Origin of the sequence: Leptospira paudalimensis (genome assembly GCF_026151345.1) — a bacterium.
Taxonomy (GTDB): Bacteria; Spirochaetota; Leptospiria; order Leptospirales; family Leptospiraceae; genus Leptospira_A; species Leptospira_A paudalimensis.
Genome location: NZ_JAMQPR010000001.1, coordinates 294,286 through 308,166 on the forward strand (window position 1 = coordinate 294,286; position 13,881 = coordinate 308,166).

Consider the following 13,881-nt stretch of genomic DNA (forward strand, 5'->3'; position numbering starts at 1 on the left):
CATTTGTTAGCAATAGATATTAAAAATCTATCGAAATCTTACAAAATTGGAAATTCACAATTTTCTGTTTTGAATCATATCAATTTAGAGATCAAACAAGGTGAATTCGTAGCGATTATGGGTCCGTCTGGATCTGGTAAATCGACATTATTACAAGTAATGGGTTTACTTGATCTTGCAGACAGTGGCTCATACCGTTTGTTTGGGAAAAATGTTGAAAAAGAATCTTCCAATGTCCTTTCCGATATACGTGGAAGTTTGATTGGTTTTGTTTTCCAACAATTTCATCTATTGTCTAAATCAAATGCACTCCAAAATGTTTGTTTGCCTTCTCTTTACACAGAAATTCCAAATCCAATTCAAGTTGGAGAAATTCAGTTAACAAAAGTTGGCTTACAAAATAGAATTTTTCATACACCTAACGAATTATCAGGCGGTCAACAACAAAGGGTTGCAATTGCCAGAGCACTAATCAACGATCCACCCATCATCTTTGCAGATGAACCAACAGGAAATTTGGATTCCAAAAGCAAAATTGAAATTATGATGGAACTCATACGGCTTCATGAGGAGGGTAAAACGATCGTAATGGTCACTCATGAACCTGAGATGGCAGATTATTGTGATCGTATCATCCATGTAAGTGATGGGAAAATTACAAATGAAGAGATAAAAAGAAAATCAAAAATGGTTCCGACATCGAATCAGAATTTTATGAGACGGAAAACGGGTTGGAGTTTGGTTAATGGTCTATTGAAACAGTCTTTATTTTCACTCACATCCAATCGCCTGCGTACCTTTTTATCAGCATTGGGAATTTTATTTGGAGTCGTTTGTGTCATTTCCGTAATGGCTTTGGGTGAGGGAGCTAAAAAGTCTGTTGAAGAACAATTTTCTTCGTTAGGTGCAAATTTAGTTATTGTTAGAACAGGTGGAATGAGAAGTGGAGGAGTTTCTCTCGAAGCAGGGACTGTGAATCGTTTGGATATATACGACGTTTCAGCTGTTTCTAAAAAATTTCCAGAAGTGAAACAAATTTCTGCCGTGGTAAATGGAAGAGCCCAACTAGTTTTTGGAAATCGAAATTGGAATAGTTTTGTAACCGGTGCCAGTGCGAACTATGAGTCACTTAGAAATTTAGAACCAACAGAAGGAAGATTTTTTACCGAAGACGAAGATAACAAACGGAGCCTTGTTTGTTTGGTAGGGAACACGGTAGTCAGGGAATTATACGAAGGCAAAAATCCTGTTGGAACTTACTTAAAGATCAATCGAGTATCATTTCGAGTTATAGGTCAATTGCCTGAAAAAGGTTCTACTGGTTTTCGTGACCAAGATGATGTTGTATTGGTTCCACTAAACACAGCCATGCGACGATTGTTAAACAAAGATGCCGTTGACAATTTAGAGATGGAATTGGATCAAAATGAATCTTCTGAAAATTTTATATCTCAGATTAAAAGTTTTTTACATGAAAGGCATGGAACGAACGAATCGATGGGAAATATCTACCAAGTTATGAGTATGGCCGATATCCAATCAGCAGTTTCTGAAACCAATCAGACGATGTCTGCCTTGCTCATTGCTCTGGCTACAGTTTCTTTATTAGTTGGGGGAATTGGTATCATGAATATTATGTTAGTTTCTGTAAAAGAAAGGACAAAGGAGATTGGTTTAAGAAAAGCATTGGGAGCAAGAGAATCTGATATTCGCATTCAATTTTTAATTGAATCAACTTTAACAAGTCTGACAGGAGGATTTGTCGGTTTAGTTTTTGGGATTTTTACAGTGTATTTTTTGCAGGAATCTTTTGGTTGGACAATTGTTTTATCCTTTCCTTCAATTGGTTTTGCCTTTTTATTCTCTATAACGATAGGAATTTTATTCGGTTGGTGGCCTTCTGAATATGCAGCTAAGCTGAGTCCTATCGTTGCATTAAGATCTGAATGAATACTGTCATCAACCCAAGAAAAATCCCTCAACAAAAACGTTCCAAAGAACGATACCAGAAAATCGTTGATACGGCTATACAACTATTAGGTGAGGTTGGTTATGATGATTTAACTACGGATTTGATTGCAGAAAAAAGTGGCATATCAGTTGGTTCGATCTATCAATTTTTTCCAAACAAAGAATCCATTATATATTCACATGCTGAGAATTCGTATTTAATTATGCATGATTTATTCTTTGAAAAAGTTACCAAAGAATTAAAGAGGATCAAAAAGTTCACTCCTGAATTTGTAGATTTCACATTGTTTGCATTTGAACAAACATTAAATGAAGTGAAAGGATATCGGTTGATTCATTCGATTTTATACACGAATGAAGCCTTATTACATCTAGATATTGAAAGTAACGAGAGATTTGCAAAATCCTTAGCCGAAAAAGTGATTTTGGTAATGTTTCCAAAAGTGAACAAAAAACGTTCGTTTTATATCTCACTCATGATCGTTGAGGCAGTTGATTCTGTTATCAAAATTGTCCATCGAACGAAAAAACCTTCTGAGAAAAAACAAGTTTTGGCGGAACTCAAAACCTTACTTTTAGTATATTTTTCCACTTTTCAATGATTTAACATTGACAAAGTTTTAACACAATTCTAAAATTCTCCAAATGTGAGGACTTCCTCATGTTTCGGGAATAACTATGGAAAAAACCAAAAAGATATTGATAGGGATCTTAATGGCAATGTTCTTAACCTTCGGTTTGAATTTTTGCAATTCGGAAGATCCGGCAAACTCGGCTTTTGTTCATGTGACGATGATGGACAATGCCTTTCATCCTCCAGTGATTCGCACCTTCAAGGGTGGGAAAATTCGTTTCGTGAACGAAGGAAATAATCCTCACAACGCTATCTCCATTAATAAAGATTGGTCGACTGAAACCAGTTTTGGCAACTTAGCAATGTTTCGCGGTGCACATACAGATGTGTTTTTTCCAGAAGAGGGTGTGTTCCCATATTTTTGTTCCTTCCATGCATCTCCTGATGGAAAAATTGGGATGACGGGTGTTGCTGTCATAGGTAATGCAAGTTATAATCCACAGGCAAATACCTCAAAATCAAAAATTTCAAAAACATGGACAGGTGTGACAAGAAAGGTTCCTTCTCAGTATAAAACAATTCAAAACGCTGTTGATGCTGCATCTCCCGGAGATTTGGTTTTAGTAGCTAATGGAATATATAAAGAAGAAGTCACTGTAACGACACCATCCATCACTATTCGAGGAGAAGATAGAAACCTAACCATCATCGATGGTGAATTCCTTCGAGGTAATGGCATTATGGTTGTTGGAGCTGATGGTGTTGCGGTTGAAAATATCACAACTAGAAATGCTACACTCAATGGAGTGTATTGGACTGGAGTAAAAGGATATAGAGGATCTTATATTACAGCATACAATAATGGTGATTATGGTGTATATGCATTTGATTCGGTTGATGGGCTAATTGAACATTCCTTTGCATCTGGATCTCCCGACTCAGGTTTTTATATCGGTCAATGTAATCCGTGTAATGCGATCATAAACGATGTAATTTCTGAGAATAATGCCTTAGGATATTCAGGAACAAATTCAAGTGGTAATATCTATCTTTTGTCTTCCATTTGGCGAAAAAACCAGTTAGGGATTGGTCCGAACACATTGGATCGTGAATTATTACCTCCACAAAAACAAATGGTTGTGAAGAAAAATATAGTTTATGATAACAATAATGCAAATGCACCTTCTAAAAAATTGGAATATCCTTCCATAGGGAATGGAATCGCACTGCTTGGTGCATTGGAAAATGTTGTCGAAGGTAATTTAGTGTTTAATCATAACAATTATGGAATTCTTGTTACGATGAACATTGATGAAAACATTTGGATTTCTAATAATAATATTGTTAGAAATAATCAAGTTTACCATTCAGGTCGAGGAGACATTGCACTTAGTGGTCCTGTAAATGTTGGAAATTGTTTTGAAGGAAATTCTTATGGAGTATCAAGTCCTCCATTTTTGGAATCTTTACAATCATGTTCAGGAATTCGTTACCCACATATAGGTGATATGTCTTCTAGTATTGGGCTTCTTGCTTTGTTTGTACAAGCAAACTTAAAGGAATTTGTATTAGGTTCATATAAAAACCAACCAATTCCACCTGCACAATCCAATATGCCAAAAGAATTATTGGCAAAAGTTGTTCCTGCTCATGATGTTTTTGAAACCAATAAGGGACTCATTGATACAGCAGAGTTACCTAAGATAGATCAAAAAGATTTTGAAGCACAGACTAACAAGATGTATACTTCAGGATGGAGAGTTCACTTTCCTGGAACTCTTAAAACATGGTACTTTCACATCATGGGTTACCTACTGCCATTTGCAATTTTTGCAGCGTGGACAGGTCTTGCTATGTTAGACAGATATTCCATTGTTGGTGCCAAAGTAGATAAATACTTTTGGTTGATACTACTTTTACCTTTTATTGGATCGTTGGTTTATTTATTCTCCAAAGATTCAAAAATTTCGCCGGTTGTCAGAAATACTGTCGTGTTTGGTGGAATTCTATTGTTTTTAACTATACTAGCTTACGCTGGTTATGCGATGACTGCGGTGACGGAACCGTCTATAACTTAATAGGAGTTTTTTATGGAAACAAATTTTGCAAATCCAGGTTTTTGGACATATTTTATCGGATCGTATGCGTATTACTTGCCATTCGTTTTAACAATGGTTTGGGCTCCTCTTGCTTTGTTTGGTTTATCGAAACAAAAGGATATGACAACAATCAAACAAGTGATTTGGTCACTTGTGATTTTGGTTGTTCCCGTAATTGGTCCTGCTTTGTATTTACTCTTTATCGATACAGAATATGAGAAAAAATTCAAACAGATTGCGGTAGGTGGTGGACTGGCAGTATTTGTAATTGTTTGGGCATTAAGTTTAATCTCTCACATTTAAAGTAGGATTGAAGACAATGGATCGGAAAAGTTTTTTAACTACAATTGGATTTGGTGTAATGGGTTTTGTGGGATCAATTTTTGGTTCCATTGGCTTTAACTCTAAAAAATCCAATGAGTTATGTGCACCTTCTGATCCATCTGCTTCTACAAATTTTGGGATCGTAACTACTCCGAGTGTCAGTGATAATTATCAAAACTCCATTGGTGTCGCAGGTAGTTTACGAGGAACAAATACATACGGGAGTATGGCACACCCTCCTTTTTTTATCAAAGAAGATTATACGGAACGTTTTTACTTTCCACCTAACTATAGTAATGGTAAGAATAAAACAAAGGATTTTAATCTAAATCTTTTTCCATTGAGTGTTAATATTGCCCATAATGTAAATTACCAAGCATGGACATTTGATGGAATTGTTCCAGGCCCAATCTTACGAGCCAATTTAGGGGATAATTTACGAATCCATGTAAAAAATTCAAGTCCTGATCCACACTCACTTCACTTTCATGGAACTCATGATCCAATGGAAGATGGTTGGGAACCAATTCCTGCTTTTGGAGAACGAACCTACACCATTGAAGCAGGTCCAGTTGGATTACATCCATACCATTGCCATGTGCCACCACTCATGGTACATACCGCCAAAGGTTTGTATGGTGCTTTATTAGTTGATCCTCCAATCAAACGAAAACCAGCTCATGAATTTGTATTAACATTTTCTGGATGGGATACTAAAGGCCAAGGTAAGAATGATTTTTATACTTGGAATGGAATCGCTGGGATTTATGATCGATATCCTATGAAAGTTCCTGTCGGGGAACGAGTTCGATTTTATATACAGAATATGATGGAAAGAGAACCCGTGATGACTTTCCATTTGCATGCACAAACCTTTGATATCATCAGAAGTTTAGGATCTACAATTCCTGATGGTCGTTCTGATGTGGTAACAATAGGACAGACGGAACGAGTTGTGATCGAATTTGTGCTTAAGAAGAAGGGTCGGTACATGTTTCATCCTCATCAAACGCATATGGCTGAAAATGGAGGAATGGGTTGGATCGTAGCCGTTTAATTATGATTAGACTGATCTGTTTTATTTTTATTTTTTTCGTTAGTTTCGGATGCCAATCAAAAAATGTACTGAATCAGGAAGTATGGAATCGGTTAGGATTTGTTCTTCCCGATGGTCACAGTTTAAACCCACAATTTTGGTCTGAAAAAAAATCGGTATTATACTTTGGATTTTCACATTGTCCAGATATGTGCCCACTAACATTAACAAATTTTGGTAGGGCCTCGTTGATATTGGGGGAACGTGCTAAAGAGTTTCAATTTGTGTTTATTACGTTAGATCCTGAAAGAGACTCTCCGGCTACTTTAGAAAAGTATGTAAAAAACTTTCCCAGTAAAAATTTAACTGCACTCTCTCCGAACGTTGAAAGTTTAGAGACTTTGACAAAAATATTTGGAATTGTGAAAGAAAAGGTTGGAGAAGGAAATTCTTACAGGATTGATCACTCCAATTTTATTTATGTATTGGATCAAAATCAGCAAACCATCAAAACATTTCCAGGTGGGGTTTCTGGAAATGCACTTGCAACAGAACTTAGGAAGATATCTGAACTTTAGAAGTTAATATGATTTCGATTTCTGTTCTTGTTCCTTCTGGATAATTTTTTGTAATTTCAAAGCTAAAGTCAGTGTAAAGATTTTTGAGCCTTTCTTTGATGTTTCCTAAAGAGCGACTCATTAACTTTTGTTTGTCTGATAATAAATCATCTGATATTCCTGTTCCATTATCATAGACAACAAAACTAAACACTGAATCTTTGATCATCTTTGCATGAATGAATAATTGGAATTGTACAGCCGACGAACTTCTAAATCCATGTTTAAATGAATTTTCAATGATAGGTTGTAATAACAAAGGAGGTAAAATAACGGAAGAAAAATCACCAGTTTTTTTAAAGTCTATTTGAATTGTGTCATAAAATCTCAGTTTTTGTAAATGTAAGTAGTCTTCTAAAAAATTCCATTCCTCTTCGAATGGAATCCAATCTCTATCCGTTCTGTCAGAAATAAAACGGTAATTATTGGCAAGGCTCATGATCGCATCACCAATTAGCTCTGGTTTGATTTTATGTAATGCATGAATTGTATTCAGTGAATTAAACAAATAATGTGGATTCATTTTTGTTTGTAATGTTTTTAACTGACTTTCTTTGAGAGTTTTTTCGGCTTTCAGTAAATCTTCTTTATAGAGTAAGGCTTTTTGCCTATCATTAAACAAAGTTCTCTCCAAAGCAAATCCTTGTGAGATCACTCCAAACAACACACCCCAAAATACGATTCCAGATGGCGAAGTATCATTGTATTTGATTGCTAAAAATATTTCTAAAATCACTAGAAATAAAGTAATACTAAAACCAATGAAGTGACCAAGTGCTTCCTTACTTCCTTTTTTCCAAGCTTCATACGTGATCAAAATCGGTCCCAAGATATTGATCAAATTGAATATGATAAAAAAACTGCGAGTGCTGATGAGAAATGAATGAGAAATATCAGAGAATGGAAGAGAAAATACTAGTATAGTTGTTAGTGAACAAATAAAAACATCAATGTAGATTAGGTAATCTAACACTTTGAAAGATCCACTTCCAAACAATCTTCTAACACCAGATAACATTGGTATAAATACAAAGTTGGAAGAAATAACAGATAAAACGTATAATGTTTGGGTATTGGTAAATAAGTAACGTATAAATTCGTTTGAAGTTAGTCCTAAAATTCCAAAACATAGTGAAAAAGAAGAAAAATCTAAGAGTATGTTATATTGTTTTTTGAATTCAATAAAATAGACTAGTGCACATATGATGCCTATCATCATAAAAAACGAATGGAAAAAAATGGTGGTTAAATTTTTTAATGCGATTTCTCGGTAAAGAGCAGTTTGTTTTCCGATTAGATTGTCAATTATGGTGATGGAAAATAAAATTCCCTTTTTGTGAAATAATCGTAAATAATAATATTCTGATTTATCTTTTGGAATTTTTACCCATGAAAATTTCGATTGGAAAATGTTTGGTAAGTAATTTGAATCCGCAAATTCTCCATATTTAAAAATGGAATCACCAAATTCATTAAAAATTTCAATATTTAATCCTGCATGTTCCAGTAAGAAGTGTAGATCTTCATTTTCAAAGGTTGAAAATGCTTTGGATCTTAGCCAAATGTATTCTGAATCTGTAATTCGTTTGAATTCCTCATCATTGATCCAACCAGATGTGGATAACCAATACACTTTATGCATTTTTTGAAAGTCAATTTTACCAGAATCATCTGCAGGAATATCTCCTACAAAATAGTCAGCATTTTGGGATAAATAATATTCTGAAATTGAATTGTCTTTTGGTTTTAAAAGAGAATAAACATACGAAGTAATAGAAACAGACGTAATTAAAAACAATAAGCAAATTGATAGATATGGTTTTTCTAAAAATTTGCCTACTGTAATTCCCATTTAGGTTAGTCTTCGAGTGAGAAAGTGATCGGCAAACGATGGGCCATTTTTTTTGGTTGGCCTTGCACATATCCTGGGCTAAATCGGACTCTCTTAATCAGTTTTAAAGCAGCTTCATCAAAACCGTACCCAGCTCTTCCAGAAACAATTTTTGCAGATTGTAAACTTCCGTCTTCATTAACTTGGACAAGTAGTACTACTTGTTTTTCCATTATGTTCGCTGCTTTTGCTTGTGGTGGAAAGTATTCCTTTAAATCAAAGTCGATGATTGCGGTCGGCATTTTGTCTCCATTAAACGAAAACAAATAACCATCTTTGTCAGTGCCATTCCCAGATAATTGATTTGGATTGATATCAGAATTGTCTGGTTCATCCGCCTTATCTTTGTTACTTCCCTCTACCCATTCTTGTTTTTCAATAGGAGCAGGTGAAGATGTGCCTCCAATTAATTCTGGAGGAATTTCTTCAAAATTTACATCTACATCTTCAAAGGCAGAATCTTCTACAACTTCATCCCCTCTGAGTTGGCTAATTCGGTATCCTGCATAAGTTGCAGTATGTATGAATAAACTTCCAGCCAAACAGATATGAAATACACGTTCCCTATTTTGTTTGATAGAAGATTTGAACTTTACTAAGAGTTCAACAAACCGATTCATTTTTTTACACTGAGGGCAATTTTTGTCACTCCGGCTTTTCGGATGATTCCCATCAGCTCCGTAATTTTTCCATAAGGCAAACTTTCATCAGCAGATAACGTCAAACGCATGTTAGGTCTTATTTTGGCTTCTCTTTCTAGGTTTCGAACAAGGCCTGTAATGTCAGTGTCCTTTCCTTCTAACAGAATAGCACCTGTTTTGGTTATTGCTACTTGAACTGATTCCGCTACGTTTGGATCAGCAGCTTGCACTTTTGGTAAATTAATATTTAAACTTTCTTTTTTTAAGAAGTTTGCTGTTACCATAAAAATTACGAGAAGTACTAAAATCACGTCCACCATGGGAGTGATGTTGATACTTCCGATTTCTTCGTCTTGTGGTCCTGATGCTCCAGCCATAATTATACCTTTGTCTTATTCATTTGATAAGAGAGTAGTTCTTTTTTCAAAATTTCAAGGTTTTGCAAAATCACCTTTGCTTTTCTGGAAAAGTAATTATTTGCCATTACCACAGGAATCGCCACAGCAAGACCAGCAGCCGTTGCAAGGAGTGCAGTTGAGATAGAACGCATCACAACCTCTGCACCAGAGCTACCCAGTGTCCCTAACCCATAGAATGCTTTGATGACACCAAGGACAGTTCCTAAAAGTCCGATAAAGGGAGCGTTATTTCCTAACGTGTTTAAAATTGGTAATCGTTTTTCTAACTCTAATTTCTCAGATAAAATTTGTCCTTCTAGGCTTTCATCTAGACCTTTACGTCCGAGTTTTAATTGTTTTAATGCAAATTGAATGAATCGGTTGTAAATTGATTCTTCTCCCGCATCCGTTTTCCAATGAATTTCAGGTTCTTCTTGGAGTGAGTTTCTAACTTCAGATAAGTATGCTTCGTTCTTTTTACCTAAAGTTTTTTTATAGTAAATAAGTCTTTCGGCAAACACAGCAAGTGCGATAACGCTTGCTACTCCCATAGCAACAAAAACTAATTCTTCACCTAATTCTACATATTCCTGCATGTCAATCTCCGTCTTGAATGTTATTAAATAAAAAATACAAAGGTATTTGATCGTTTGTTATCTGATTGTTTGTTGTTGCAAAACAAGATCGCAAACAAGCAGTTGCAGTTGGACTTGTAATACTTGCTTCAATCAGTGCAGTAAAACTTAATTGTCCACATGTTCCTGCATTTGTTTTCGTTTTCCAATCAGTCGATTGGCAATTAAAAGAACACGTCTGCGCAATGCTCGACAAATTTTTATACAATGGACTCGTGATTAAACCTTGGCAAGTTTGGGTTTTGACAGTCGCACTGGTTGCCGTAAAACTTCCACCAATCGAAGTGTAATAAGCTTGGAAACAAAGATCTTTGTTTGTAATCATTGTTTCGCATGTTTCTTGTGGCGCATTTGGAGTAGCCAAGTATTGAAGTAATACTGTTTCTTTATATGAATCTTCAAATTTTTTATCTTCTGCACAATTGATAAAAATAAGTATCACAACTAAGTAGGACAAAAATTTCATTAGAAATGTACCTCCATACCTACGTTGAAAAATGGTATTACCGTTCCACCTGGCAATTGGAGTGTTCCGAATGTATCATTTTCTCTTGGGTTAGTTGCAGAGAATGGTTTGGAATTATCAAAATCGAATCCATTTTTGTTTTTACGCATGTACACGTTTACAATTTCTAAATACCAGTTTAAATAACCCCATGAATAATTTTCAAAAATATCAAATCGAACATCTAACCTGTGATAATCTGTTCCTCTTTTGACATATCCATATTCTGACGTGTACGGATTGTTGGAATACTGTGGATTCCAATAGGTTAAACCATTTAAAGGGTTAGAAAATCTTCCACCATCATCACCTACGATAGGTCTGGAAGGTAATGAAGTCAAGTAACTCCATCGACCACCAATTTGGAAACCTTCATTCACCCTCCAGCCATAAATTACGTTTGCCACATGAGTACGGTCCCAAGGTGCTAATTGTTCAACTGAGTTAGGAAAATAAGCAGCTAAGATTTTTCTTTCGATACCGCCAATTTGAGTCGTATCTCCATCATAAATCTGATACAAGTTTGAGTTTTGAAATGATTGTGACCATGTATAGGAAATCCAACCAAACCAATCACGAGTTCCAGGTCTTGCATTTTTACGGATGAGTAATTCATATCCATGTGACCAACCAGAAGCTCTGTTAGAATAGTTAAGTGGTCGGTTAGCAACAATAGGTTGTGTTAACCATTGTGATTTATCGGGATTTAATCCAACTGGGGTGGATACATAGGGATCATCAATGATTGTATCAGTGAATTCATTTTTAAAAAACTCGACTTTTACTTGCCATACTTGGTCAATTTTTTGATCAATCCCTGCACTTACTTTCCTTGCACGTTCAAATCTTAAATCTGGGTTACCTGTTTCTGAGTTAAAATTTGTTGTCAGTGGAAAACGTGATACATCCCCGCCACTTCCATAAATGGTCATACCCTTTCCGACTTCGGGGAATGTATAGGATGCAGTTGCTCTTGGGGTTAAGGCACCGTTTCCAGTTACTTGCACATAGTCATACCTAGCACCAGGTTCGAATAAGAAGTTACCAAATTTAAAATGTAGTGTAGTATAAGCGTTGTAATACGGAGAAATACCTTTGATACTGATGGGTCTTCCTACAAAATCAGGATTCGCAGAGTTATAAGGATTAGGTGATGGATTTGTAGGGTCTCTGAGTGCAACTTCGGTACCATAATCTCTGAAAGAGAATCTACGCACTTCGGTTCCAAAATCAACTTTTAGGAATTTTGTTGCTGTCCAATACGCATCTTGCCTAACACCAACATAACTTCCTCTTTGGTATTGTTTTCCTTGGATCGAACCAACTCCAACATTGTATTCTCCAATTGGATCGAAGTTAATGAGTGTAATTCTATTTTGGAATTTATCTCCAGGGATCCACGTATAACGGAGTGCTGTCGTTCTAAAACTTTGTCCGAAACTTGCTTTTGCGCCTCCAAGTAGTGCAAGTTGTGATGAGGTAGGATCGTTTGCAGGTTTGTTTGGAACATTGATAGCAAAGTTATCCTGTGCTGTTAAATTATAAAAAGAAATTTGGTGTTCAGGTGTAAAGTTATGAACATATTTGATTTGGGAATCATTGTATCTAGGCAATCGGATTCCTTCAGGTAATAGTCCACTGGCACCTAAAGTTTTATCTAGATAACCAAGTTTTCCTGCAATTGCCAAATACCCTTTTCCACCTGATGTAGGTGTTGCTGCATAAGCAGTTGTATTCCAGAGAGATACTTGGAATGCACCTTTTGTTTTTTGCACTGAGTCAACAGTTTCTATTTCTATGATACCACCAGTCGCATTATTGAAGTTTGCTGGATATGCCCCAGAATATAAGTCAATTGATTTGATTAAATCATTGTGAATGACAGATGTAAGTCCATCTAAGTGAAAAGGGTATAAGATTGGTAAATCATCGTAAAGATATGTATTCGCAGCAGGGTTGGCGCCACGTACAATGATTCCATTTGCACCACCTCCGAAACCAATATTCGGTATGACACCTGGTAATGTTTCTAAGGCTCTTAAGGCTTCACCAAAAGTACCTGGCATACGTTTAATTTCTTCGTATCTGACTTTTGTCCTGGAAGCTACAGTTTTTTCTCTTTCACCTTCTACAACAATCCCTGACTTAGGTGCAGTCGATTTTTTTTCAGTATAAATAGTTCTTGATTCATCTTCATTGCCAACTGAAATTCGAATCTCTTGAATCCCTGTATCACGTAACAGGCGCAAGGTGTACTCACCAGAAGAAGGGAATTCTAATGTGACATTTCCTTCTGCATCTGTTTGTGCAAATTTTTTAGTTTCAAAAATTAATACAGAAAGGTTTTTTTCAGCTATTTCCTTTTTCGGATTAATTAGTTTTGCCTTGATGCTAACTGCATAAGCAGGGAATCCCAAAAAAAGAAAAAGAATCCCAATCAGAATCGATTTATTTAATTTGAATTTTGCTAATTTCATTGAAGTTTAAATACCATGGGATGTCACCCGTTTCTTCTTCGAGATAAATAAGAGTACAAACAAGAGGGTATCCTAAAAAAGGACATTCTGTTCGTGTAATGGCGATCGTACAAAGATCTAAATTTCTTTGGATTGGTTTGTTAACGATCACAAGAGGAGGATTGGGAAGTGGGTTACCACATTTCTCAGATGCAAACTTTGCTGCTGCATACACCTGACTCTGGGCATCATTAGTTTCTACACGATCAACTCCTGATCCACAATTGAAAATCATGATTAAGGTAAACAAAAGAATTCCAATTTGAATTTTCATTTACTTTCCTTTTGAGTCGTTGGAGCCACTTCCTCAAGTTGACCAACTACATCTGCAGTGACTATGACTACACTTACAAGTCCCAAAGGGAAATATGCTTTGTCTTCTCTTTGTATTTTGATATTGATGAGAGTTTTTCCTGTGGGATATTTTTCCAATATCTGACTCATCGCCAATTCTACGTTAGGCGCTTTTGTTACAGGGAACATTCCTAATAAAAAAAATGCTGAATCTTGCCCAGTTCCCTTCCCCAAAATTTTAAATTCGGTTGATCTAACAACAGTTGCAGAATCATATAAATGGATTTCCTTAGGAACATGTGAGCCAATGCAACCTAACAAATGAAATGCCATTAGGAAAAAACTAACTGATATTATCTTTTTAAAAATCATATCCAATG

General features: G+C 35.8%; 13 protein-coding genes and 1 pseudogene. 6 read left to right on the top strand and 8 right to left on the bottom strand.

Annotated elements, in window-relative coordinates; translation table 11 throughout:
* The first annotated feature begins 3 nt into the window (after positions 1-3).
* The 6 genes from ND855_RS01470 (at position 4) to ND855_RS01495 (ending at position 6,582) form a co-directional block, all read left to right on the top strand.
* Positions 4-1,950, top strand: a complete 1,947-nt coding sequence (locus ND855_RS01470) for an ABC transporter permease (RefSeq protein ID WP_265356869.1) — start codon at positions 4-6, stop codon at positions 1,948-1,950.
* On the top strand, positions 1,947-2,573 hold the full coding sequence (locus tag ND855_RS01475; RefSeq protein WP_265356870.1) for a TetR/AcrR family transcriptional regulator: 627 nt from the start codon (positions 1,947-1,949) through the stop codon (positions 2,571-2,573). The genes ND855_RS01470 and ND855_RS01475 overlap by 4 nt, the downstream gene beginning before the upstream one ends.
* 76 nt (positions 2,574-2,649) lie before the next feature.
* Positions 2,650-4,623, top strand: coding sequence for a right-handed parallel beta-helix repeat-containing protein (locus ND855_RS01480; protein WP_265356871.1), 1,974 nt, complete (start codon positions 2,650-2,652; stop codon positions 4,621-4,623).
* Positions 4,624-4,635: 12 nt separating this feature from the next.
* Positions 4,636-4,947, top strand: coding sequence for a PLDc N-terminal domain-containing protein (locus ND855_RS01485; RefSeq protein ID WP_265356872.1), 312 nt, complete (start codon positions 4,636-4,638; stop codon positions 4,945-4,947).
* A 16-nt stretch (positions 4,948-4,963) separates the two neighbouring features.
* Complete coding sequence (locus ND855_RS01490) at positions 4,964-6,025, top strand: multicopper oxidase domain-containing protein (protein ID WP_265356873.1); 1,062 nt, start codon at positions 4,964-4,966, stop codon at positions 6,023-6,025.
* Positions 6,007-6,582, top strand: a complete 576-nt coding sequence (locus tag ND855_RS01495) for an SCO family protein (protein WP_265356874.1) — start codon at positions 6,007-6,009, stop codon at positions 6,580-6,582. Before ND855_RS01490 ends, ND855_RS01495 begins: the two co-directional genes overlap by 19 nt.
* Here the strand turns inward: ND855_RS01495 and ND855_RS01500 are convergent.
* The 8 genes and pseudogenes from ND855_RS01500 to ND855_RS01535 all read right to left on the bottom strand — a co-directional run bounded on the left by ND855_RS01500 (position 6,560) and on the right by ND855_RS01535 (position 13,873).
* Positions 6,560-8,473 (bottom strand): sensor histidine kinase, encoded by a 1,914-nt coding sequence (locus ND855_RS01500; protein WP_265356875.1) that lies wholly within the window; start codon positions 8,471-8,473, stop codon positions 6,560-6,562. The two genes, ND855_RS01495 and ND855_RS01500, sit on opposite strands and share 23 nt — an antisense overlap.
* Before the next feature lie 5 nt (positions 8,474-8,478).
* Positions 8,479-8,958, bottom strand: a pseudogene (locus ND855_RS01505) (energy transducer TonB); the annotation flags it as partial.
* Positions 8,959-9,128: 170 nt separating this feature from the next.
* Complete coding sequence (locus ND855_RS01510) at positions 9,129-9,530, bottom strand: ExbD/TolR family protein (protein WP_100728042.1); 402 nt, start codon at positions 9,528-9,530, stop codon at positions 9,129-9,131.
* 2 nt (positions 9,531-9,532) lie between these two features.
* A complete protein-coding gene (locus ND855_RS01515) occupies positions 9,533-10,147 on the bottom strand; it encodes a MotA/TolQ/ExbB proton channel family protein (protein ID WP_100728043.1) in 615 nt (204 codons plus the stop codon).
* 1 nt (position 10,148) lies between these two features.
* Positions 10,149-10,652 carry a hypothetical protein gene (locus tag ND855_RS01520; protein ID WP_265356877.1) on the bottom strand — a complete coding sequence of 168 codons (504 nt, stop codon included), beginning with the start codon at positions 10,650-10,652 and terminating at the stop codon, positions 10,149-10,151.
* Positions 10,652-13,168 (bottom strand): TonB-dependent receptor plug domain-containing protein, encoded by a 2,517-nt coding sequence (locus ND855_RS01525; RefSeq protein ID WP_265356878.1) that lies wholly within the window; start codon positions 13,166-13,168, stop codon positions 10,652-10,654. The genes ND855_RS01520 and ND855_RS01525 overlap by 1 nt, the downstream gene beginning before the upstream one ends.
* The gene (locus ND855_RS01530) at positions 13,140-13,481 is read right to left on the bottom strand and encodes a hypothetical protein (RefSeq protein ID WP_407658688.1); all 342 of its coding nucleotides are present in this window, start codon (positions 13,479-13,481) and stop codon (positions 13,140-13,142) included. The genes ND855_RS01525 and ND855_RS01530 overlap by 29 nt, the downstream gene beginning before the upstream one ends.
* Complete coding sequence (locus tag ND855_RS01535; RefSeq protein WP_265356879.1) at positions 13,478-13,873, bottom strand: hypothetical protein; 396 nt, start codon at positions 13,871-13,873, stop codon at positions 13,478-13,480. Before ND855_RS01535 ends, ND855_RS01530 begins: the two co-directional genes overlap by 4 nt.
* Positions 13,874-13,881 lie beyond the last annotated feature (8 nt).

What these genes read in the sequence shown, in the direction of transcription:
- ND855_RS01475 (WP_265356870.1), top strand. Translation starts at nt 1,947, where the DNA reads ATGAATACTGTCATCAACCCAAGAAAAATCCCTCAACAAAAACGTTCC.
- ND855_RS01480 (WP_265356871.1), top strand. Translation starts at nt 2,650, where the DNA reads ATGGAAAAAACCAAAAAGATATTGATAGGGATCTTAATGGCAATGTTC.
- ND855_RS01485 (WP_265356872.1), top strand. Translation starts at nt 4,636, where the DNA reads ATGGAAACAAATTTTGCAAATCCAGGTTTTTGGACATATTTTATCGGA.
- ND855_RS01490 (WP_265356873.1), top strand. Translation starts at nt 4,964, where the DNA reads ATGGATCGGAAAAGTTTTTTAACTACAATTGGATTTGGTGTAATGGGT.
- ND855_RS01500 (WP_265356875.1), bottom strand. Translation starts at nt 8,473, where the DNA reads ATGGGAATTACAGTAGGCAAATTTTTAGAAAAACCATATCTATCAATT.
- ND855_RS01510 (WP_100728042.1), bottom strand. Translation starts at nt 9,530, where the DNA reads ATGGCTGGAGCATCAGGACCACAAGACGAAGAAATCGGAAGTATCAAC.
- ND855_RS01515 (WP_100728043.1), bottom strand. Translation starts at nt 10,147, where the DNA reads ATGCAGGAATATGTAGAATTAGGTGAAGAATTAGTTTTTGTTGCTATG.
- ND855_RS01520 (WP_265356877.1), bottom strand. Translation starts at nt 10,652, where the DNA reads ATGAAATTTTTGTCCTACTTAGTTGTGATACTTATTTTTATCAATTGT.
- ND855_RS01525 (WP_265356878.1), bottom strand. Translation starts at nt 13,168, where the DNA reads ATGAAATTAGCAAAATTCAAATTAAATAAATCGATTCTGATTGGGATT.
- ND855_RS01530 (WP_407658688.1), bottom strand. Translation starts at nt 13,481, where the DNA reads ATGAAAATTCAAATTGGAATTCTTTTGTTTACCTTAATCATGATTTTC.
- ND855_RS01535 (WP_265356879.1), bottom strand. Translation starts at nt 13,873, where the DNA reads ATGATTTTTAAAAAGATAATATCAGTTAGTTTTTTCCTAATGGCATTT.